Below are 22,311 nucleotides of genomic sequence, written 5' to 3' on the forward strand. Positions count from 1 at the left end.
TGGTACAGTAGTGTCTCTAAATTTTGAGCATATTTATCCTTCCAATTAATGAGAATATTAAAAGTTAAAGCTCAGACAAGAAGTAAGATCTGCCTGAAAGCGTTAATTCAGGCAGACCTTTGTGGTATTATTTAGCCATAGTGGCTGCGTCGAAATATTGCTGCAATTTTGGGTTTAGCGATATCTCTTGTTGTGGTATTGGGAATGTCCAGTTAGCAGGATCATTAGGATCACCTAAAGGCATGATGTCATTGGCATCTTTAAGGTTGCTGGCATTAGCCACGCCTAACATTTCTCTTCGCTGTAAATCCCAGAATCTTGGACCTTCACCAGCTAGCTCTAGCATTCTTTCATTCAGAACGGCGTCTATGAATTCAGCTTTGCCCAAGCCAGGAGTTAGATCCGCAACTCCAGCTCGTGATCTCACCATGTTTACGGCATCATAGGCAGCGGCTCCAGGTCCATTTACTTCAGCTTCCGCCTCAGCGTATAAGAGAAGCAAATCGGCATATCTGAAAACCATCAGATTTCTAAACATCACGTTTTGATCTCCTACTTTTTGTGCAATGGAAGTCCATTTTTTATAAGTAGGTTTTTTATAACGAGAGTTTTCGAATGAAACCACATTACCATTGTTATCGGCACTAGGCCATTCTGTAAGGAATGTGATTTCCTTTCTAGGGTCAGTGTCAGGATATCTATTGTAAAATCCTATCTCTGCATTATGATCTTGCCAGCCAGGAGCATTATCTCCTGTTGATAAATCTTCAGGGAACATTCCTTGGGCTAGCATTGGCCCTAATGAGGATACCCCAGATTCAACTTCTGCCGCGGAGAACATGAATTCAAAGATTGATTCGCCATTGGCATCATACATCTCGTTGTTATTCCAAAGCGCTGCAAAGTCATCAGTATCTTCGTCACCATCAGCGTCTACATCCAGGCTGAACGGACCATTTACGATTTCCTGAGCATATTGTCTGGCTAACTCATATTTGCTGTTATCCTTTACTGGCCAGCCAGCCCAGGATATATACAAATAAGTTAGGCCGGCCTTACCAGCCCATGTAGTTGGTCTACCGATATCCGCCCCATAATTATCTCTAGAGTGCTCTACTACATATTGAAAATCTTCTTCAATGAGTTTGTAAATATCTACTGTAGAAGCTCTTAAGTCACTTCCGTCGGTTTGAGGGGTGGTAATTAATGGCACAGAACCAAAATTTCTGGCTAATACCAGGTAAGCATAACCTCTTAAGAATCTCATCTGTGCTGTTTTCTCCATGAGCATTTCAGGGCTCACTTCAGCATCAGCAGATTCGGCCAGGAAGGTATTCACGTTGTAAATAGCATGCCAATACTCACGCCATGTTTTCTTATAGAAAGCATCAGCTTCGTCAGTAGGTGCATTGAAGGCATCTACATTAATTCTGAAGGTTTTCCCTGTTCGGGTAGATAGATCATCACCCATCAGAAACTGATAGAAGTAGTGATTCATCATGGTGTGATAAGTGAAATCTTTATAAGCACCACTAATGGCAGCATCCAGATCTTCTTCGGTTTCGTAGAAGTAGGCTGTAACCATGTCATACTCAGGCTCATAGTCCATGTCGCATGATGTAGTGGTGATTGTTAGTGCTGTAAGAAGGTATATATATATCTTTTTCATCATTCATCCATTTTAAAATGTAGCAACTAAACCGAAGATAAACGCCTTAGGCAGTGGTACTAGGCCGGTGGCGTGAATGCCCTGATCAATATCGCTAGGATTTGAAGGGTTAATCTGAGAAGAGATCTCAGGATCGTAGCCTTTAAAGCCAGTAAGCGTCACCAGATTGTTGGCTGATACATAAAATCTCAGTTGTGAGATCCTGGCCTTAGAGATGATGCCTTCTGGAATAGTGTATCCTAATGTGATATCTTTAATTCTTGTAAAGCTGGCATCTTCAACATATTGGCTGGATAAAAGCTTGTTAGCATTGGCTGAAGTAGCTGTATAACCTGAGGTGGTATTGCTTGGGTTGGTCTCTGTCCAGCGGTCAAGAATGGATCTGTCTACTGGTTGTAATGTTTCAGGGAACCATCCTTGTCTTATGCCTTTTGAAAGATTATAGATCTGACCACCCACTTTACCATAGATAACTATGTTTAAATCGAAGTTTTTGTAAGTCAATCCTCCTGTCAAGCCCCAGGTGAAATCAGGGTTAGCCGAGCCAATAATCGTTTTGTCATTGGCATCTATACCATTCTGCCCATCAATATCTACATAACGAGGATCTCCTGGGTTTAACCCGTACTGAGCAGCCTCATCAGCTTCGTCTGACTGATAGATTCCATCAAATTGATAGCCATAGAACTGACCTAGAGGCTTACCAACTTCCAGGATAGTGGCTACACCACCACCAGAACCAGGGTAGAACTCACTGCCCAAAGACAGGCTTCTTTCTACGGGTATAAGGTTGCCATTTTCATCTACAATAGATCCCAGGTCTAATACCTTATTTCTGTTGACAGATATGTTTCCATTAACATTCCAGCTAAGTGCATGTGATGCATCACTTCTTACACCCAGGGCAATTTCAAAACCTTCATTTTGAATAGAACCAATGTTATCAGTGATATTAGCTACGCCCGCGTAGGAGGGAAGCTGTCTGGTAAGAATGAGGTCTTCTGATTTTTTGCGATAGTAATCAATACTAGCCGTAAATCTGCTGTTGAAGAATTCTGCATCTAAGCCAATATCGAACTGCTTGTTAGATTCCCAGGTTAAACCATTGGCCCCGGCAGTAAGTGTAGGTACAAATCCTCTGATAGGTACACCATTCGAAATAGGATAGCTGTAGCTGGTTTCTGGCCAATCGGCTTTTACATCACCCCAGCCTGGGAATTCACTATAAAATGTAGTGTATAGCTGATTGGGATTACCCACGTTTTGATTACCTGTAACACCATATGAAGCCCTTAGTTTTAAGAAGTCCAGGCTCTGAACTGATTGCAGAAAGCTTTCTTCTGAAATAACCCACGAAGCACCGATAGAAGGGAAGAATCCCCATCGGTCTGACGGAGCAAAATTAGAAGAACCATCATATCTGCCAGTAGCAGTAAGGCTGTACTTGTTTTTGAATGAATAATTCATCCTAAACATAAAGGAAGTAATCATTTCTTCCCATCCACCAGGGGTTGCGGTGATGCTTTTCGCGTATTTAAGACCATTCTCTTGCAATTTCTCTGAGATTAAGTCAGATCCGTTGGTATTTAAAGTCTCGATTTTGAGCTTCTGATATTCCTGAACGGCATCTACCTTCAGGCGATGATCATCATTAAGAGATAAGTCATAAGTTAGCTGATTAGTAATGTTGAATCTCGTATTTTGCCCATCAAACCATCTTATTGCTATTGATCCAGGCAGAATGCTTGGTGTAAAAGTCTTATTCTGACCGTTGTATAACTCGGTTCCTCCGGTTGTTCTCCAGGTAAGATTCTCAAGTAAGTTCACCTCAAAATAGGCGTTAGCGAATATTTTTCTCTGATCCGCAGTATAAACAGTCTTGTCTGCAATGATTAGCTCATTGGGGTTGATGTTCCCAACACTTTTTGGACTACCTAGGCTGGTATTTAATGACTCCTGATAGGTAGTAGTAGGGTCAAATGTTAATGCATTATCCATTTGAACCAATGTGCCGTCTACCAGCTCTCTGTTGATAGAGATATTAGTACCAATTTTAACCGCATCGCTCATTTGTGAAGCTACATTGGCTCTCAGGCCATAGCGATCATAAGTTCTGTTTTTTACTACACCCTCTTTATCCAGGTAATTAGCGGATACAAAATAAGTAGTTTTAGAGGATCCTCCGCTCACTGATAAGTTAAAGTTCTTATTCCAAACATCATGGTTAAGCGCATCGTCTTGCCAGTCAGTACCACCGCCGTTTCTTAAAGCTTGTATTTCAGCATCAGAATAGATTGCGTTGGCACCCAGAGCCTGGTTTTTGGTGTTAGCCTGCTCTGCAAATTCTGATGGAGAAAGCAAATCCACTGTACGGCCGGGGTTAGTTACACTGTAAAATCCTCTGAAATTGATGTTGAAGCTATCTTCTTTCCCTTTTTTAGTGGTAATGAGTATAACACCATTGGCACCACGAGATCCATAAATGGCTGTGGCAGAGGCGTCTTTAAGAATCTCCATAGATTCAATGTCGTTAGGGTTAAGCACATTGATATCTCCGATCACCACACCATCCAAAACATAGAGAGGGCCATTGGAGAAGTTTATGGAGTTGTTACCTCTTATTCTTATTTTCATGCCAGCAGCAGGATCTCCTGTAGTTTGGGTAAGCTCTAAACCAGGAGTTCTACCTTGAAGTGCATTATCCACATTTGTAACAGGTAAGTTTTCATAACTTTCGCTGCTTACAGAGACGATTGAGCCAGAAATATCACTCTTTTCCTGTGATCCGTAACCTACAATTACTACTTCATTCAGGCTTGTGATGTCGGCCTCAAGCGTGATGTCAATGCGTGCCCTACCAACGATAGACACTTCCTTTGAGGAGTATCCAACATAGGATATGACCAATGTCTCTGCATCATCCGGCACGTTGATGCTAAAATCTCCCATGGCATCTGTTACCGCACCAATGGATGTGCCTTTCAGCATAATAGTGGCTCCAGGAAGTCCTTCACCAGCTTCATCTTTTACTGATCCGGTAATAGTTCTTTCAGGTTGAAGGCTCACAGTCACTTTTTCGGCCTCCTTCTTCAATCCTTTTTTTACACTTATGCTTTTATTGACCTGCCTAAACTCCAAATTGGTTTGCTTGGCAATTTCAAGCAGAATATCTCCGACACTTTGCGTAGAGGTGGAGAGCTTCACCTTGGTGTGATTGTCAATTTCTTTAGAATAGAAAAAGCTATAATAGGTCTGACCTTCAATGTCAGAAAATATTTCTTTTATAGTAGCATCTGTAACGTTTAGCTTTATACTTACCTCCTGTACGCTCTTTACTTGAGCAGTAGTACCCTCAGCTAACACGGAGGATAGCGTGAGGTAGATAAGGGAAAGGCTATACAGAAAATATTTTGTTACCATTATAATGGTCTGTAAAATTTGATATTTCATATATTTATAGTTGAGTAAAACATATATACTGGGGCATTATACAGGTGGCGGCCTGGGAAAATGCCTTTAAAATTATGTTCACCGGGGGCCTTGCTCCCGGTTTTTTGTTTATAAGAGGGTTTTAAGTAATCATGTTAAGCCAGTTTTAAGGGTTAAAGTGTATGTTAACTACATTGTTATCTATAGTGTAAGTAAAGTCTAAGGAGAAGCCGATGCTATGTAAAACATTGCTGAGATACTCATTTTTGAACCTCCCGGAGCATATCAGCTCTCTGTCAGGCATATTTTCCACCTGAATATCTACATCATACCACCTCTCCAGTGTATGTATAACTTTCTTAAAATCAGTATCCTTGAAATACAGTATTCCATCTTTCCATAGAATGGCCTCAGGTTCATTAAATTTTGATTTCTCAAAGTGATTGTCACTCTTCAGTTCTACCTGGAATCCGGGCTCAAGTAAAATTTTGCTGGCATTAGTGTTGTTTACTACTTCCACACTGCCATTGATCAATGTAACCTGAGTGGGAACATCTTCATAAGATCTTACATTAAAGGCTGTACCCAGCGCGGTAGTACTAATCTTACCCGACCTTACTGTAAAAGGGCGTGACTTATCATGAGCTACTTCAAAGAAAGCCTCTCCTGCTAGCTCTACTTCGCGGAAAGTTTTACCAAAATCTTTATTGTAGGCGATTGAACTTTCGGAGTTGAGGTTAACCACAGTGCCATCTGGAAGGATAACTTTTGATTTTTGACCCTTTGGATTTTGCTTAGTAATAAATTGAATGGTGGAGGCAGGTGTTGGCTCATCATTTAAGTTGAAATATATTGCAGAGCCTGAAATTACGAGCAATACGATGACACTCGCCACCTTGAGTAAAGTAGTAGGACGTTTCTTAGTAGCCACATCTTCTTGTAGCGGTAATACTTTTTGTTGAGGTTTAGTAGAATCAATTTCATTGGAAATTCTATTCCATAACTGATTCTCTTGTTCAGTAGTGAATGGCGCCTCAGAAAAGCGAATGTTCTGAAGGATCAATTTGGCCTCTTTAATGGTCTCGGATTTTTCCGGATTCTGTAAAAGCCATTTTTCCCAAAAGAAATTCGTTTCAGGATCAGTGTTTAAAACCCATTTCCTGAAGCGCTCATCATGTATAAATTCTTCTGTAGTAAAGTCTTTGTAACTCATAACCAATAGTTGGTAACGATTGCAGTTTTAATAATAGAGACAGAGACTTATTTGATCTTATCAAAAAGAGGAGAAAAAATTAAAATAAATTTCAAAAACTTAGCTGAAGCAGTAGAAAAGGCCAATTAAAAGAATAATATAAGGTAAAATTTCCTTCAAACTTTTGATCGACTTGGAGGTGAGTACATAAATAGAATCAACAGAAATTTCCATGATAGAGGCTATTTCTTCGTATTCAAGTCCTTGGAAAAATCGCAGATAAATGACTTCTCGCTGTCTTTTGGTGAGTTTTTTTAAAGCGTTTTGAACCCGCTTCTTGAGAGCAGCGTTTTCATTTTCATTTATGATCACATCTTCTCTGCTTTCACACTGGAATTCAAAGTTATGAAGTGATTCAGGGATTTTCTTTCTGGTATTGGTAATGACCCGAAAAAGACGCCTTCTAAATGAGGATATGAGGTAAAATCTGAGAGAGGAGGTTATTTCAATGTGATTTTTCTTGTTCCATAAATCCACAAATAGATCATGGATATTATCTTCCACCAAAAGCTTATCCTGAGATAGCTTCATCCCATATTGATATAGGATTTTTACATATTTCTTATAAATATCAGAGAAAGCCTTTCTATCTCCACTAGTTACTTTCTGCCATAGAAGTAACTCAGGAGAATCATTCTCCTTAGCGTTGGAAAGGTTGCTATGAGATAAGTATAGGTTCACGTTGAGGTTGGTCGATTTTATAAATTTATTAAAATAAATAGCAGTATTCCAAATTCATTGAGTTTTAAAGTGTTAAATCAATGTCAATATTGTAATTATCAATCGTTTTCAGGTTTTATATTCACTCCGTGCGAATGGCGAGTGTGACATTCATCAGATAATCTGTTAGCTTTGATATATGTTATATCTCATGGCTTCCTTATACTGCATTGCAGGAGTGCTGCATTTTATAAAACCTAAAATGTATAGAGGAATTATTCCTCCGTATTTTCCTTCGAAACAACTGTTGGTTTATCTCAGTGGTGTGGCTGAAATTGTGCTTGGTGCGGGCCTGTTTTTTGAGGCGACTCGTTCTATTTCTGCCTGGGGAATTATACTTATGTTGCTAGCTTTTATGCCCGTTCACATCTACATGTTAAGGTCTGATAAGTTTGCTCACCTTCCACAATGGCTTTTATGGCTGAGACTGCCAATTCAGCTTATTTTGATGTATTGGGCGTATTTATATGTATAAATTAACTCGAGTAAAGTTTATTTTTTGAATTTATCTTCCCAATAACTGGCTTCTTGCCCTAACTTTATTTTGCTTTTGTTATCAGATGACTTTAGGCTATTGTGCACATCACCTTTAGAGGTAAGATGGTAAGCATGGCAGTAGTCACATCTATAAAAATTCACTGGACCTTGATGGTGTTGATACTGCATGTGTGATCTTAGCAAGGCATCTTCTGCCTGCTCCGCAGTGTCGTAACATCTTTTGTTTGAAATACAGTCCATCCGTTTAAATTTTACTGTGAAATAATAAACAAATCAAATTCATTAGAGTTAGTGGATATAAATTCGATTTATGAATACAGGTTCTTCAAAGTTACCCATTTATGGCGCATTAGCAGCCAATTTACTTATTGCCATAACAAAATTTGTAGCTGCAGGATTCACTGGTAGTTCGGCTATGATATCTGAGGGTATACATTCAGTGGTAGATACTGGTAATCAATTGCTTATACTGTTAGGCCTGAGTAAGTCGCAGAAGCCAGCAGATAAGAAACATCCCTTTGGGTATGGGAAAGAACTTTATTTTTGGTCATTAATAGTAGCAATATTGCTGTTTGCCATAGGAGGAGGAATGTCACTATATGAAGGTATACATCATATGGGGCAGCCAACAGAGCAGACAGACCCCACCTGGAATTATGGTGTGCTGGCTGCCGCTTTTTTGTTTGAAGGTACATCGTGGGTAATAGCCATGAAGAACTTTTTAAAGAAGAAGTCTAAGCTAAGCTTCTGGAGGCGAATACAAAACAGTAAGGACCCTTCAATCTTCGTAATCATTCTAGAAGATTCAGCCGCGTTGTTAGGTATAATTGTGGCCTTTGCTGGTGTTTATTTAGGACACACCTACGAAAATCCGATGTGGGATGGTATTGCTTCAATAACCATCGGTGGTATACTTGCTCTTGTGGCTATATTCTTAGTTATAGAAAGTAAGGGCCTTCTTTTGGGAGAGGGAGCCAGTCCGCTAGTGATTGATGGTGTGAAGAAAATATTTCAGGAGAATGCATCAGTAGATAGTTTGGAAGAGCCACTTACCATGCACTTTGGGCCTCATGAAGTTTTGCTGGCCGTGAACGTTCAGTTTAAAACTGGCCTTTCAGCAGAAGAGATTGAGCACAGTGTAGATGATTTAGAGACCACCATAAAGAAGGAATTCCCCATTATTAGAAGAATATTTATTGAAGCGGAGTCAATATCCAGAAGTATTAAGAAATAACGGGATTTAGTAATCCAAAACTTTTCACTTCTTCAATATCCAATCTTTCATTAAGTCTTTTCGAATAGAGAACCTTTTCTATTTTAAGATCATAACCTATTAAAAACTCGGCGGGCATAGTTTTTATAGACTCGTCAGCTGCCATCATGTGTATAGGAACGTTCGCCTTTCTTGCTTCCCAGGCGGTCTTGACAAATGATGATAAGTGGCTTATAGCAGATTGTGAACCAGATTCTTCCAATCCATACCTCTTATACCATATCTTTTCAGGATCTGCAATTAATGGAATAGGAGATACTTCCTGGTGAAAACTACTGCGCAATAAAACTCTTTCAGGAGATTCAAAGAAGAAAATCATTTCAGTGCCAGCTTCTTTTAATTCTTCATGAATCTTCGTTAATGCATGCACCCTAAGATTGCAAAATGGGCAGCCGGCATGTCTAAAGAAACCAATGAATAATTTTTTATTCCTGTAGTCATTAAGATCTATCTGGCGGCCAAAAATATCTTTGAGTTGAAAAATCGGAGCTTCTATATTGGTTGATAACATATCTTTTTTGTTTATACCAAATACGAATTCTAACCAATCCCCGGATTTATAGGTACTTATTCCTCTCCCGTTGGTGCTTAATCTTAATCAGCTTAATTACCAATATGGCTTGATTATTTGCTGGAGATTAGTAAGACTTAGCTCAACGTTCGGCTTTTTAAAAGTTTAAATAAGTAAAGTTTTTCAGGTCACATATTTGAATTATCTTGTATATAATTCAGGTTCTGGTTCAATTAAACTTACTTTTTTTAACTTTTTATTGTGTTTTACACTTGTTTGGCTTTCCGAATTAAAGCAATATTTCTTCTTTTTATTGCTTCTACCGCTTGCTTAGCTCAGAAGATAGATCCTGAGAGAATAAAGCAGGCTAAAGATATTGCTGTAGATTATGAAGATGCGTCTGTCGCAGCAATCACATCATTTCAAAATTTCACCTTTTTTCTGGATAAGAGAGAAAATAGTCTCAGAGTAAAAAATGAAGAGCTTGAGCGCCTTATTGCTTTGAAAGATGGTGAAAAGTTCATTAAGCGCATTTTTTACAATGATAAAATTGAATTAAATCACAGCGCGGTTTTAAATGAAAAAGGCAGATCATATGACCATAATAAATTCTGTGGGCATTATCAGTCAGGAGATATATTTTACTCAGATGCTCAGATTTGTGCCTTCCGAATGCACATGGGGCAGCAAGGTCAGATTGTTGATTTTGAGGCCACCACTACCTATCTGGATCCTAAATACCTCACTTACGTTTTCTTTCATGAAGAAACTCCTGTATTAAAAAAGGAGATTGTTTTTGAAATCCCGGTAGGGGTGGATGTAGAGCTTAAAGAGATGAACTTTGAGGGGTACAACATCACCAAAAAGACGGTAGGAAATAAATACATATTTACAGTCAATCAATTAGAACCAATTAAAGAGAATTCAAATGATCCTGGTCATTTACATTATCTGCCTCATATCCTGATCTTAACAAAGAGCTTTAAGGCATCAGATGGCTCTAAAGTGCCAGTGCTTGCTTCTACCAATGATTTGTATAAATGGTATCACCATCTCACATTGAATCTTGACAATAAACCATCGGAGCTAAAACAGAAGGTGGCTGAAATAATTCAGGATAAGCAAACTGACGATGAGAAAATAAAGGCCATATATTATTGGGTGCAGGATAATATTAAATACATAGCCTTTGAGAATGGTCTTGCAGGATTTCAGCCAGACCCTGCCAGTAAAGTATTTTATAATAAGTATGGTGATTGTAAAGGAATGGCCAACCTTACCAAGGAAATGCTCAAATTGGCCGGTTATGATGCCAGGCTTACCTGGATAGGTACTAACAAAATTCCTTATACCTATGATATTCCTACCTTAGCTGTTGATAATCATATGGTTTGTACCGTCTTTTTGAATGGAAAGAAATTCATTTTAGATTCAACAGAAAAGTACAATCCTATGGGGTTCAATGCTGAGCGCATACAAGGAAAACAGGTTTTGATAGAGGATGGTGACAATTATATTATTGAAAAAGTAGATGAGCAACCTATTGAAGATTATCTGGTTGAGAACAGCTGGGATTATACAGTGAATGAAAATCAACTACAAGGTAGTGGTTCTGTAAAAGTGCGTGGCGAATACAAAAAGGTGCTTTTAAATTATATCAATACCGTTGATAAAAGTGATAAAGATAAGTTTTTGAAGGCAGTAGTCTCAGGTGATAGTGAGCCTGATTATTTCTCAATAAGTGACTATACCGGATTAGATAGGAAGAGTCCTACCTTGGTGAATTATGATATGAATCTGGCGAATCAAGTAAGCAGTTTCGGTGCTGAAATGTATTTGGATATAGATTTCAATGACGACTATAAAGGATCCTTGATAGAGGATGATCGTAAGGTGCCATATTCCTTTGGAAGTAAAAAATTCAGTAAGACAACCGCTAAGTTGTCCATACCGGATGGGTACAAGGTAGAGTACCTTCCAGAGCCATTTCAAATGGCAAATGATTATTACTCATTTACCGCAAAATACGAGGTGCAACAGGGTAGAATACTTTACACAAAGGAAATCAAATTATTCAAGACCATTCTGCCTACAGATGGTTTCGGTCAATGGAACGAGACTATCAAAGACCTAACTAAATTTTATGATGACCAAATAATTCTTAAACGTGAGAACTAAATTTTTTAAATCATTATTACTTCTAGCATTTTTTTTAACCACTAATCTTTCTTCCCTTTATGCAGTAAATGATAACCCAAAGCGATCAGCTGAGGTAAGGGAATCTATGTGGAATGGAAAAGACGAATCTTTTTATGTAACTGATATTCCTGACAAATGGAAGGATGAGTCAGCTGTGATTATCGCCAAGCTTAATTTACTCAGTTACAAGAAATCTGTTATGGTGTCTAACTTAAGTTATGATAATTATAGTCATTACAGAATCAAACTTTTAGATAAAAAGGCAGTAGAAGAGTATTCTCAATTCACTATACCAGAAAGTAGTTCGGAATTAGGTAAGAGATCTGAAATATATGTAGGGTTTAAGGTGATTAAGGCTGATGGCACTGAAATGATTATCCCTATGTCACAAGCGGTGAAAGAGGAGGCTAACCTGGATAAGAAAGGCTATAATAGCCTGAAGTTGGCCATACCTAACCTGGAAGTAGGTGACATTATTGATTACTATATGGGAGAAGATTTGAATTTTAACCCTTATTCTCAATACTACAGCTTTGACCCAGTGATATTTCAGCTACATGATAGTTATCCCATTATGAAGCAAAAGATCTCGTTTGATGTAATGAGAAGGTGTTTCATTAATCTACGCACGCTAAATGGAGCCCCATCTTTCGAGTTTGTTGAAGACGAAGAAAACGACAAGAACTATTACCTACTTGAGGATGGAAATAGGGAAAGTGTTGATGGTTTGAGATGGTTCTATCCATACAGACAGCTGCCAGCAGTGAAATTCAAGGTTATATATGCAGGCCCAAAAGCAGATTCGGGTCCTATGTTTTTGGGTAAACCAGGGGTTTTAAAATCTGAGATTTCTGAAATGGAAGTTTCTAAACTATGTAAGTACCTCTACAATAGTATGTACCTCACAGGAGACTTTGCGGGTTATATGAAGGAGCATTTTAGAGATGAGAAGGATAAAGATAAACTGGCTAGAGAAGCCTATTATGTCTTACGAGGCTTGAGGTATATCAATTATGAAGAAGATCGTACCATTCATAGGTTACGTTTTCCGAAGCAGGGTAGCCTAACAGAACATATTTTCATGTTGTCCAGATATTATAAAAGAGCGGGTATAAAACACGAAATGCTCATTGGCATTCCAAGAAGCATTTCCGCTATTGATGATTTAATATTAGAAAATGAGTTGGTCTTCATGCTTAAGGTGAATACTGAAAATCCCTTCTATGTGAGTGAATTTGGAGTGAATAGAAGTTTAGGCAACATCAATCCTATGATGGAAGGAACTAAGGTATATACTTGGGATATGAATGATGAATACTCGGATTTTGGCTTTTTTAATGTTCCTGTAGCTCCATCTAGTGCTAATTTGACGAAATCTGAGACCAATGTACAAATAATGGACTTCGATGAAGACAAAGTTCAGTTCCAGCTGAAAAGATCCGTCAGAGGAGAAAATAAATCCTATTATCAGGACTTACTGATGGACTTTTATACTTATAAAAAGGAAGAAGCTAAGCGCTTTGAAATAAAAGATATTTATGATACCAAGAAGAAAGAGGCAGAACGATTAAAAGCAAAGAAGTCGAAGTATATGGAGGATCGTGAAGCCGAGCTTAATGAGGCCTTAAAAACTGCGATGGGCTATGATTATGACATGGAGCTGCTTACGGTGGATAGCCTTGAAGTACTTAAAACCGGTAGATATGGAAGCGATCAGGACTTTGTATACACCTGTAACGTAGAAGCAAAAGGTGCCGTGAAAAAAGCCGGTAGAAATTATCTTTTTGATATCGGTAAGTTCATTGATATGCAGATTAAACTCACTGACGAGGATAGAAGTAGATTTTATGATATATACATGCCATACGCCAGGTCATTTGAGTATACTATCACTTTTGATATTCCTGAAGGCTATTCTGTGGAAGGTGTTGAAGACCTTAATGTAGATGTTAACAATGAAGCTGGAGGATATTACAGCAAGGCCGAAGTAAAGGGTAATAAGTTGATCATCGATACTAAGAAATATTATAACCATAATTTCGAAAAAGCTGATCAGTGGGGAAATATGGTGGCATTTCTTGATGAAGCTTATAACTTCACTCAAAAGAAAGTATTGCTAAAGAAGCTTTAAAACAAAAAAGAGCAGCCCGATTCAGGCTGCTCTTTTTGCTTAATATTCATATAATTATTATTCTTCCTCTAACTTTCCTTCATCATATCTGAGCTTGGCTATGATGTCTCCCTCTTCATTATAAACCCTCCAGGTACCGTCTTTCTTATCATCTTTATATCGGCCTTTAAACTGGGTTTCACCATTCTCGAAATAGCTTTCAAATTTGCCATGTTTCCAGCCATTTTTAATGCTGAAGTCATACTGTAATTTTCCATTTTCATAGTGAGATTGATATTTATCCTCAGAAAGATTGGGGATTACGATCTTATCAATCTCTTCAAGTGCTTTCATATACCTCTTATCCCAAGGGAGTTCTTCCTCAGGTATTCTTTGAATTTTGACTTTATAGGGTTGTGGACTGGGTTTAACTACTTTTCCATCAGCGGTTAATTCGGCTGGATTTTGAAACTGAGCCTGGAAGGTGGTTTCAAAAATATTATCTTCTTCTGGTGAAAGTTGTAAACTTAATTTTGAAAAGCATTTAATGTACTCCTGATTCTTCTGCATGCTTTTCCACTCCTGTATTTCCATTAAAGGTTTTAGATCGTTAAAGATCTCTATCATATTTACATAGGCATAAACAGCACTTTTATTACTAATCCTATCATAATGATCTCTAAATAAATCATCGTAATACAACGTGTGTTCTTCCTCTTTGGCATCTATAATGTTCTTAATGGTTTGAGGGTGATTTGAAAATACCACCCAATCATCTATTATGCTATAATATGGTTTGTCAAATTTATCGAACAGCTTTCCTAGAAAGACTTTAAAGAAGCCTTTCATAGCCATGTAGTGAATAGGATGACCTTTGTAATCAATACTTCTGATTTTAACAGGGGTCCTTTTTTTGATTTGCTCTCGTATAATGTCCAGACCTTCAGTGGCTTCACCTGCATCTTTAGCCTTGATTAATAATGCATATTCCTGGAAACCAGACGAGCTGCTAGGCTCCGTTTGCAGCATTACTATTTCATTATCCACCCACTTTACGAAAGTCTCATCCAAATCAATTTTTAAGAATTTCTCAGTGAGATCTTTGTTTTCGGTGTAACTCTCTTTCTGTTCCGGATTGCTGCTCAGGGCGCCCTCCAGGTTCTCTACGAACTCAGGAAAGCTCTTAAACCCTAAAGAAATGAAATAAGGCGATTGTGTGGGTACCATTTCCAGGAAATCATGAGAGCCGTTGCCTGATGTGTACAAAGCTTTTAAGTAGGAATTTACAGTATCATTGATGTTAGTATAGCCTTTCAGGTTAATGCCATCATTCTTTATTTCACCTTTGAAGCCGCTGTACCTTAATGACTGTTTTAGCATATCTATGCCAGCATTATCCAGCGCAAACTGACCCAGGTAATCCATAAAGCTGCTATAATTAATGTAAGCCCTGATCATACCGCCATAGCCCAGCTCATTAGTCACTTCGCTGAGATAAAGATCTTCCGGCTCAGGAGCAACATACTGATCTACAATGTGCTCGATGGGGGTAGAACCCATGCTCATCACCAACAGGTTTTCTAAAAAGCATAAATGAATAGTTTGCTTGTAATAGCTATCATAAATTTCAGTGATGTCAGTGCCTTTGTAATTTCTATAAGTCACCTTATAGCCATCGTCAAGAATACTCTCTAAATAAAACTGGACACTTTTAAGACGTGATACCCGGCTGAGGTCCATGATGTACGCGTAATCATAGGTGTTTTGTACCGGTAGCGCCGCAATAAGCAATTCTTTATTACCCACATAATCAAGCCAGTCATTACTCTGCACCAGCGAATCCATATAGTTCGCATAGTCAGTGATTAAGGCAAATTCAGGGTTTTTCTTAAGATGCTTCCATACCTGACTGTTACTAATATCTTTCCAGCTTTTTATGGGTTGATCACTGGCAAGAACAAAGGCAGCGTTAGAAGGGAGTACCTTCATGGGTTTAAGCCTGTAAACGGGTGACCAGTATAGATAATAAAATAATGCGCCGGCTACGATAACCAGAACGAGAGCAATAATGACTTTCTTCATGTAAATGGTGTACTTATTCTATTAATATGAATAGTAACGGCCAATTTATCCTCATATTTTGGAAAATAAAAACCCGAAGACTAAAAGCCCTCGGGTTCTTTATTTAATGCTATTAAATCTTAAGGATTCTTAATCAGATTTCCTGATTTGTCGAATCTCATAGGATCTTGACCATCTACGTTTACATCATAATATGTTTCATTATTGGTCTCTATCTTATGTATCCCTGAAATGGAGCTTGATTCGTACTCCCCTAAATTGTTTTTTAAATTTGTTGGCACAGTGGTCATATTCATGGGCTCTGAGGTTTGCATCCAGTTTCCATTTTCATCAAACTGGGTGGTTAGCTCTCTTCCCTGATAATTAAAGGATCCTTCATAATAACCATCAGTGGTACTTTGCCATTTGATGTTATTGAAATCAACCCCATTGTATCTGGTATTGATAGTGGTTTTCATTCTGCTGTTTTGCTTTTCATTAATAGTGGAGGTCTGAGCCATTGAAAGGTTGACCATTAAAAAGCAAAAGGTTCCGGTTATTAAAATATTGCGAAGCTTCATGTGTTTAGTTGGTTTAGTTTAACATAAACTAAAGCAGGCAAATAACATGACAAACTTCAGAATGCTATTTAAAGCATTTCTATAGCAATATATTAAGAAGTGATGGGGTGTTTTTGTGAAAGGTGTGGAAAAACGAGTTTAATCGTATACACCATTCAGCCATGCCCAAAATCTTTTAATTGGATTTTTATGCTTTATAACTTCCTTTTTACTCTTTGCGAGCTGCTTTTTCTTTTTGGCTTTCTTTTTTCCTGCACTATTATTGGTGTTAACTTGAAGTTTTTCTTCGTAGTGCTTCTTTTTCTTCGCTTTCTCTTTTCTCTCTTTTTGCTTTTTCTTTCGAGCCTCTTCTCTAGCTAACTTTTTCTGCTTCTGTTCGTAAGTTTCGGGTCGTTTTCCTCTTCTGCTGTTTCCATTACGATTATCATAAGGTCGTTTTTTACGATCTCGGGATGTTTCGTTTTTTTCTTTTTCTTCGGCAGTCTTCTCTCTGACTACAGGTTCTGGCAACTCTATTTTACCGAGAACTTTAATACCTTCTAATTTTACCTTTTTAGCCCTGATAATCTTTACATTCGGCTTTTCTGCCTCTACTTCAGGATCATCTATTTGGTCTGGATCTAAATGTTCGATAGGCTCCGGTGCTGGAGGAGGCGTGATTTCAGCTTCTATGCTGGTGCTTTCTGAAACTTCCAGTTCTACTTCCACAACAGTTTCTTGTTCTGCTTCCTCTTCTACGATCACATTGGCGGTAGCCATTATTGTTTCGGTAGTATCAGATTCAGGTTGAACATCTTCTACTGCGGGTTCTATTGTTTCAATTTCCAACTCAGCAGGGGTAGGGCTATCCTGATAATCGAAATGCTGATAAATGGAGGGAAGGGAGTCATCAGGAATTTTAGTGTTGCCGTGCAACTTTACTTCGATTCCCTGATCAGATAGAAAGTCTACAATTTCCTGCTGTGATTTCCCCAGCTTGCGTGAGAGCTGCATCAATCTCATACTTACAAATAATTTTTAAAACAAAAATAGAATGTTTAATTATTTGATGCTACCATCCGGTTAATAAATTATCATTTTTTTTGATCTTTTCCGTTCTGATCTGTAATTAAAACGGAGGCTCATTATGTTTTTCTGAAAAAAAACTTATTATTGTTGAATTGTTGGCATTAAAAACCTTGTAAAATTAACATGTTAGACTCTATTCAACTTCAACATTTTAGAAACTTAGTTTCATTAGCAGCAGCAGACGGGAAGGTGCAGGAAATTGAAAGAATTACGTTATCAAAAATTGCTTATGACCAGGGAATACCGTTGGATAGGTTGAATATTATGTTGAAGAAGGCCGATGAGTACATCTACCTCATCCCTCAGAACAAGGAAGATAGAGAGAAGCAACTGAAGGATATGATAAAACTGGCCATGGTAGATGGTGACTTTGCCACAGCAGAGTATAATCTGATCCTTTTGGTGGGAAACCGCTTAGGTTATACTAAATCCGAAACGGAGTCCCTGATAGAAAAGTATCGTTAATAATTTCTGGAATATATTTTCACATCTTTTAGTATACTCTTACTAAAAGCATATGATAATCCTTTATTGGTAAAAGATCTTGATGGTTGTTTAGCAAAGAATGACGCTGAATTAGGAACTTTTAATCCCCATGATCCTGAAGGTTGTAATGTGCCTGGCAGTATCATTACTACGTGGCCTACACCCTCTTGATTTACATACACCGCTACAACGGCCTTATTGCTGTTAGCATGCTGCTGTGCCTTGCTCAGCACATCCTGGCTGTAGGCAGGCCCCAGGTTAGTCCATGATTTGTCAGATGCTAATAAATCATTAATTTCTCCCACACCCATATACTCTTTGGCGGCGTTATCATAAAAATCATTCAGTTGATAAACCGTATTGAGTGATTTCCCCATATACTGATGACAATCCTCACTTGCTGATTCACAAGTTTGGAATGATGAAAAGTCTTTTTGTAAATCACTCTTCCAATTCTTGTTCACAGATTGGCCATAAGTGAATGAAATGCTAAAAATGAATAGAACAGGTAAGACTACCCCACGTTTTAATCTGCACATATAAAAAAGGTTTCTTTCAAGTTAATACGATCTACGCCAAATTGGACACTCCCTTAATAACTGTTTTTTGAGGTTGATGTAAGAATCACAGTCTAATTGCAGTATGTGGCGATGAATGGTAGTATATCACCGATGAAATAACTGTTAAATAATGGCTCATGTAAGTTTATAAATATTTATTATTCTTTAATAAATGTAATTTTGGGTATATATTGTGTTGAATTCTTTAGAATACGTATTTCTATAGTGGATGTAAAGGATTCTAATTATTTAAATCTTAATCTGAACCAACAAATTATGAAACGGCTGGCTTTAATTATCCTCATGAGTATTCCCTTGTGGGCTAATGCTCAAATTATTTATAATCAAGAGTTTAATGATGAAACTGGGTGGGGTGTGCTAACAGAACCTTCCTCATATGATTACTTTTACATAAAAAATTTCGGAGGTGCATTGGGTAAAGTTTTCTATGTCAATGACACCAATGGCGAGGAAGGAGTCTGGCGATCTTCTGTTATAGATATTAGTAGTTATTCAGAGGTGGCGATTAGCATAGGGCTTTTAGGTGTCTACTATACAGATCCGAATACCGATTACATACGTAGTTATTATGTGCTTAATAGCTCGGATACAGTGCTTTTTGATGAACAAGTTGGCCAAACCGATTTGCAGTATAATTCGGCAGCTAGTGCCATAGTTTCGGGCTCCACCTTGCAGATCATGATTGCAGTGAATGATGAATCTACCGGAGTGGGAGGGCCATTCAACTTTGCCCGCTCTTTTGGTTTCGATAAAATTACAGTTTCCCCCATCACCTATCTGTATTCCCGTAATTCTGGTAACTGGAATAATGGTAACACCTGGTCTTATGAAAGCCATTCTGGAGTATCTTGTGGTTGTACACCAGATGAGGATACGCATGTTTTTGTAGGCGGTAATGATATAGTAAATCTAAATACCAACGCTACCAGTGCAGGTGTAACTATTGAAAATACGGGTAGAATTAATTATACCGCTAATGCCCAGTTAAATATCGTACGAAGTGGAGTGCTGGAAATAGAATTTGGTGCAGAACTCAATAAAAATGGTAAAAATGGTTCATCTCTTCGTTTCTCCGATTACAGCTATCATGTAGAAATAGATGGTGCGCTAAGCGTAGGTACCATCACAGTAGATGCGGCTGATTTGACTATTGAGGGAACAGGAACATTAACCACTAATGGAAATTTCACATTTAATAATTTATCATCTAATAATATTCTCTTCGCAAGTGCTGGTGTAGCCATTGGGGGAGAGCTTATTTTTAGTTCTTCATCTAGTGATGTAGACTTTAACATTAATACTCAGCTTGCTATAAGTAATAGACTTAGGTTGGATGCTGAAGATGTAGTCATTTATAATTCTGGGCTTCTTCAATCCATCAATAATGGCATCTATGTTTCAGGTTCAGGTAACTCTATAACGAATGCAAGTACCTTTAATTTCAGCACGCTTAACCTTAATAATCAGGACTTTGCGTTGAATAATCTTGATGAGATAAGTCAGACAGGTAATTTTTCTAACATGGGAGGCGCAGTGTCCTTAATAAATGGAGATGGGGCTGCCTGGTCTTACGGAGGTGCTTCTACACCTTCTCAGTTTGACCTTTCGGCTACAGGAAATACCTTCACTTATAACGGTACAGATCAATCTGTATTTACGCCAGCCAATGGATCATATGAGAATTTGACCATACAAAATACAGGCACCAAGACCTTGCTAGCGCCTCTAGATATCAATGGCAACTTTAATATTAATGGTACTACCAATTTAGATGTTTCAGCTAATAATTATTCAATTAATTTAGGAGGCAACTGGACAGTAAGCTCAGTTCTGGATAGATTCATAGAGAGATCGGGTAGCATTACATTTGATGGCACCGCTGACCAAACCATAATTGTGGCCAAGGGAAATGAGACTTTCTATGATTTGGTAGTGAATAAAGCTTCAGGAAGATTACTTCTCGATGGTGCTACTACAAATCTGATTATTGGCAATAGTTTGAGCCTTGAAAATGGAGAGTTAAATAGTAATGGAAGAGATATAACCCTCAATAATGGCAGTCATTCCGCACTAAGTAGAACCAATGGTTATATAAAGAGTGAAAGTACTATATTTCCCTACAGTCCATTTAACTGGGTGGTGGGTAGTGGTACTGGTAACTTTGTTTTTCCTTTTGGAAAATCGGATTCCGAATATATCCCTTTCAGTTTTAATATTTCCGTACCCGGTGCAGTCGATACTCAAGTATCTGTGGCCACTTATGGAACGGGCTCTGATAATAATCCTTATCCGAATGGCGTAAGCAACCTTAATAGTTCTGATGGGGTGAATAATAGCTCCAATGTGGCTGACAGATTCTGGCAAATAGATGTGGCTAGTTCGGGAGCTACTCCTACAGCTGACATTGTTTTTACAGCTACAGCCGGTGAAGTTGGAAGTTTGTCAGGCCTAAAAGCACAGCGATATAATGATTCTGGAGGCTATTGGGATCAGCCTTTAGGTGGGCAGAGTAACCCTACGCCGTATTCTGTTATGGTGCCTAATGTCACTCACTTTTCTCCCTGGACATTAGTGGATAGCAATAGTCCGCTGCCGGTTGAGCTTGTATACTTCAATGCTGAATTAGAAAGGGGAGGAGTGAACATCGAGTGGAAAACTGCCTCTGAGATTAACAATGATAAGTTTATAGTTGAAAAAACCATTGATTTTAAAAATTATGTAGAGGTTGGGATCGAGAAAGGAAACGGTACCTCAGAGCAAGAACACAACTATCGTATTGTCGATTCTAAACCTTTTACAGGAGAATCTTTCTATAGGCTTAAGCAGGTAGATTTTGATGGTACAATAACTATTTATAAGCCTGTGAGAGTGAAGAATCTTAATTCCTTTGATGAACTAAGAGTATTTCCAAACCCTAATGATGGCGATAGCTTTACTATAGAAATGCCTGCCAATAATAGGGGTGAGGAAGTTAAAATTCAAATATTTACCTTAGCAGGGAAGTTGGTTGAAGGTAGGTCATTAGTTTCTAACTCAGATGAGCTGATCCAGTATACAATCGATTTTAAAGATACTTTGAGCCAGGGAGTTTATATGATAAAAGTAGGCTCGTATGCAATGCAAAAAATGGTAGTTCATTAAAATTTCTATGCTTTTTCACATCTTATAACCTTTTTTAACATTGTTAACTTTCATTCCAAACCATTAAGCATTAGCATTGTGAAGATGATTTCTTCAAATGTTTTGTTAAGGTTTCTAAGTTTTAGAAACCGGTTTGGTGTTAACGAATTATACGTTAGCACAAAGTTGATAAATTGGTTTTGAATCAGGATTACAGCCATATTTACAGTAAGTAGCTTTAGCTTTTACTATAAATATGGTTCTGTCCTGATGTCATCAAAAACAATTGAATACCTAATAGCTTCTCAAGTAGAATTTAGGCAAATGTAAAATATTGATTTATTATTCTATTAGAGAGAGGTTTTTCGATGTAAGCCACTACATCTTCGAACATTCCAGCTCTATCTTTTTCCTTTTTACGGATAGAGGTGGTAAACATCATGATCTTTGAGGTTCCTTTGTATACACTGCTTTCATACCAGCTCAGAAACTCAAAACCATTCATCAGCGGCATGTTGATGTCTAAGAGTACATAGTCGGGTGATTCATTCGGATGTTTCTTGAAAAACTCTATTGCTTCCATGCCATTAGATACAGTCATTACCCTAACGTCACCGAAGCGAGCTTTAAGTGCTTGACTGGCAACATAATTACTCGTTTCGTCATCATCAATAATTAAAATGTTGCTTTTCTCCTTCATACGCTTTTTCCATTTGATTTTAGTATCATATATTAAGTAAGCAAAAATAACTG

17 protein-coding genes are annotated in these 22,311 nt (G+C 38.0%); 6 read left to right on the top strand and 11 right to left on the bottom strand.

Annotated features, from left to right (window positions below; translation table 11 throughout):
- Positions 1–127: 127 nt before the first annotated feature.
- From LVD16_RS13190 to LVD16_RS13205, 4 genes are all read right to left on the bottom strand, one after another.
- Positions 128–1,672 (bottom strand): RagB/SusD family nutrient uptake outer membrane protein, encoded by a 1,545-nt coding sequence (locus LVD16_RS13190; RefSeq protein WP_233774413.1) that lies wholly within the window; start codon positions 1,670–1,672, stop codon positions 128–130.
- Between the two features lie 9 nt (positions 1,673–1,681).
- Positions 1,682–5,119 carry a SusC/RagA family TonB-linked outer membrane protein gene (locus LVD16_RS13195; protein WP_233774414.1) on the bottom strand — a complete coding sequence of 1,146 codons (3,438 nt, stop codon included), beginning with the start codon at positions 5,117–5,119 and terminating at the stop codon, positions 1,682–1,684.
- A 145-nt stretch (positions 5,120–5,264) separates the two neighbouring features.
- Positions 5,265–6,311 (bottom strand): FecR family protein, encoded by a 1,047-nt coding sequence (locus LVD16_RS13200; RefSeq protein WP_233774415.1) that lies wholly within the window; start codon positions 6,309–6,311, stop codon positions 5,265–5,267.
- A 99-nt stretch (positions 6,312–6,410) separates the two neighbouring features.
- Positions 6,411–7,031, bottom strand: coding sequence for an RNA polymerase sigma factor (locus LVD16_RS13205; protein ID WP_233774416.1), 621 nt, complete (start codon positions 7,029–7,031; stop codon positions 6,411–6,413).
- Positions 7,032–7,221: 190 nt separating this feature from the next.
- Here LVD16_RS13205 and LVD16_RS13210 point away from each other — a divergent pair, with 190 nt between their 5' ends.
- On the top strand, positions 7,222–7,545 hold the full coding sequence (locus LVD16_RS13210) for a DoxX family protein (protein ID WP_233774417.1): 324 nt from the start codon (positions 7,222–7,224) through the stop codon (positions 7,543–7,545).
- 17 nt (positions 7,546–7,562) lie between these two features.
- Here the strand turns inward: LVD16_RS13210 and LVD16_RS13215 are convergent, their stop codons facing one another.
- Positions 7,563–7,808: a hypothetical protein gene (locus tag LVD16_RS13215; RefSeq protein ID WP_233774418.1), complete on the bottom strand. Its 246-nt coding sequence runs from the start codon at positions 7,806–7,808 to the stop codon at positions 7,563–7,565.
- Positions 7,809–7,878: 70 nt separating this feature from the next.
- On the opposite strand from LVD16_RS13215, the gene LVD16_RS13220 reads away from it, so the two are divergent.
- A complete protein-coding gene (locus tag LVD16_RS13220) occupies positions 7,879–8,802 on the top strand; it encodes a cation diffusion facilitator family transporter (protein WP_233774419.1) in 924 nt (307 codons plus the stop codon).
- Here LVD16_RS13220 and LVD16_RS13225 read toward each other — a convergent pair.
- A complete protein-coding gene (locus LVD16_RS13225) occupies positions 8,792–9,352 on the bottom strand; it encodes a peroxiredoxin-like family protein (RefSeq protein ID WP_233774420.1) in 561 nt (186 codons plus the stop codon). The genes LVD16_RS13220 and LVD16_RS13225 overlap by 11 nt on opposite strands.
- Before the next feature lie 261 nt (positions 9,353–9,613).
- Here LVD16_RS13225 and LVD16_RS13230 point away from each other — a divergent pair, with 261 nt between their 5' ends.
- Positions 9,614–11,530: a transglutaminase-like domain-containing protein gene (locus tag LVD16_RS13230; protein ID WP_233774421.1), complete on the top strand. Its 1,917-nt coding sequence runs from the start codon at positions 9,614–9,616 to the stop codon at positions 11,528–11,530.
- Positions 11,520–13,682, top strand: coding sequence for a DUF3858 domain-containing protein (locus LVD16_RS13235; RefSeq protein WP_233774422.1), 2,163 nt, complete (start codon positions 11,520–11,522; stop codon positions 13,680–13,682). The genes LVD16_RS13230 and LVD16_RS13235 overlap by 11 nt, the downstream gene beginning before the upstream one ends.
- 57 nt (positions 13,683–13,739) lie before the next feature.
- On the opposite strand, the gene LVD16_RS13240 is transcribed toward LVD16_RS13235, so the two are convergent.
- The 3 genes from LVD16_RS13240 to LVD16_RS13250 all read right to left on the bottom strand — a co-directional run bounded on the left by LVD16_RS13240 (position 13,740) and on the right by LVD16_RS13250 (position 17,305).
- Entirely contained in the window at positions 13,740–15,743 is a 2,004-nt protein-coding gene (locus tag LVD16_RS13240; protein WP_233774423.1) for a DUF3352 domain-containing protein, read from the bottom strand.
- Between the two features lie 119 nt (positions 15,744–15,862).
- Positions 15,863–16,303 carry a PepSY-like domain-containing protein gene (locus LVD16_RS13245; RefSeq protein WP_233774424.1) on the bottom strand — a complete coding sequence of 147 codons (441 nt, stop codon included), beginning with the start codon at positions 16,301–16,303 and terminating at the stop codon, positions 15,863–15,865.
- A 138-nt stretch (positions 16,304–16,441) separates the two neighbouring features.
- Positions 16,442–17,305, bottom strand: a complete 864-nt coding sequence (locus tag LVD16_RS13250; RefSeq protein WP_233774425.1) for a hypothetical protein — start codon at positions 17,303–17,305, stop codon at positions 16,442–16,444.
- A 189-nt stretch (positions 17,306–17,494) separates the two neighbouring features.
- On the opposite strand from LVD16_RS13250, the gene LVD16_RS13255 reads away from it, so the two are divergent.
- The gene (locus LVD16_RS13255; RefSeq protein WP_233774426.1) at positions 17,495–17,836 is read left to right on the top strand and encodes a hypothetical protein; all 342 of its coding nucleotides are present in this window, start codon (positions 17,495–17,497) and stop codon (positions 17,834–17,836) included.
- On the opposite strand, the gene LVD16_RS13260 is transcribed toward LVD16_RS13255, so the two are convergent.
- A complete protein-coding gene (locus LVD16_RS13260) occupies positions 17,833–18,396 on the bottom strand; it encodes a hypothetical protein (RefSeq protein ID WP_233774427.1) in 564 nt (187 codons plus the stop codon). The two genes, LVD16_RS13255 and LVD16_RS13260, sit on opposite strands and share 4 nt — an antisense overlap.
- Positions 18,397–18,693: 297 nt before the next feature.
- Between LVD16_RS13260 and LVD16_RS13265 the strand changes: the two genes are divergently transcribed.
- Positions 18,694–21,579 (top strand): T9SS type A sorting domain-containing protein, encoded by a 2,886-nt coding sequence (locus LVD16_RS13265; protein WP_233774428.1) that lies wholly within the window; start codon positions 18,694–18,696, stop codon positions 21,577–21,579.
- Between the two features lie 295 nt (positions 21,580–21,874).
- Here LVD16_RS13265 and LVD16_RS13270 read toward each other — a convergent pair whose 3' ends face one another.
- On the bottom strand, positions 21,875–22,258 hold the full coding sequence (locus tag LVD16_RS13270) for a response regulator (protein ID WP_233774429.1): 384 nt from the start codon (positions 22,256–22,258) through the stop codon (positions 21,875–21,877).
- Positions 22,259–22,311: the final 53 nt, after the last annotated feature.

This window comes from Fulvivirga ligni, assembly GCF_021389935.1.
Lineage (GTDB): Bacteria > Bacteroidota > Bacteroidia > Cytophagales > Cyclobacteriaceae > Fulvivirga > Fulvivirga ligni.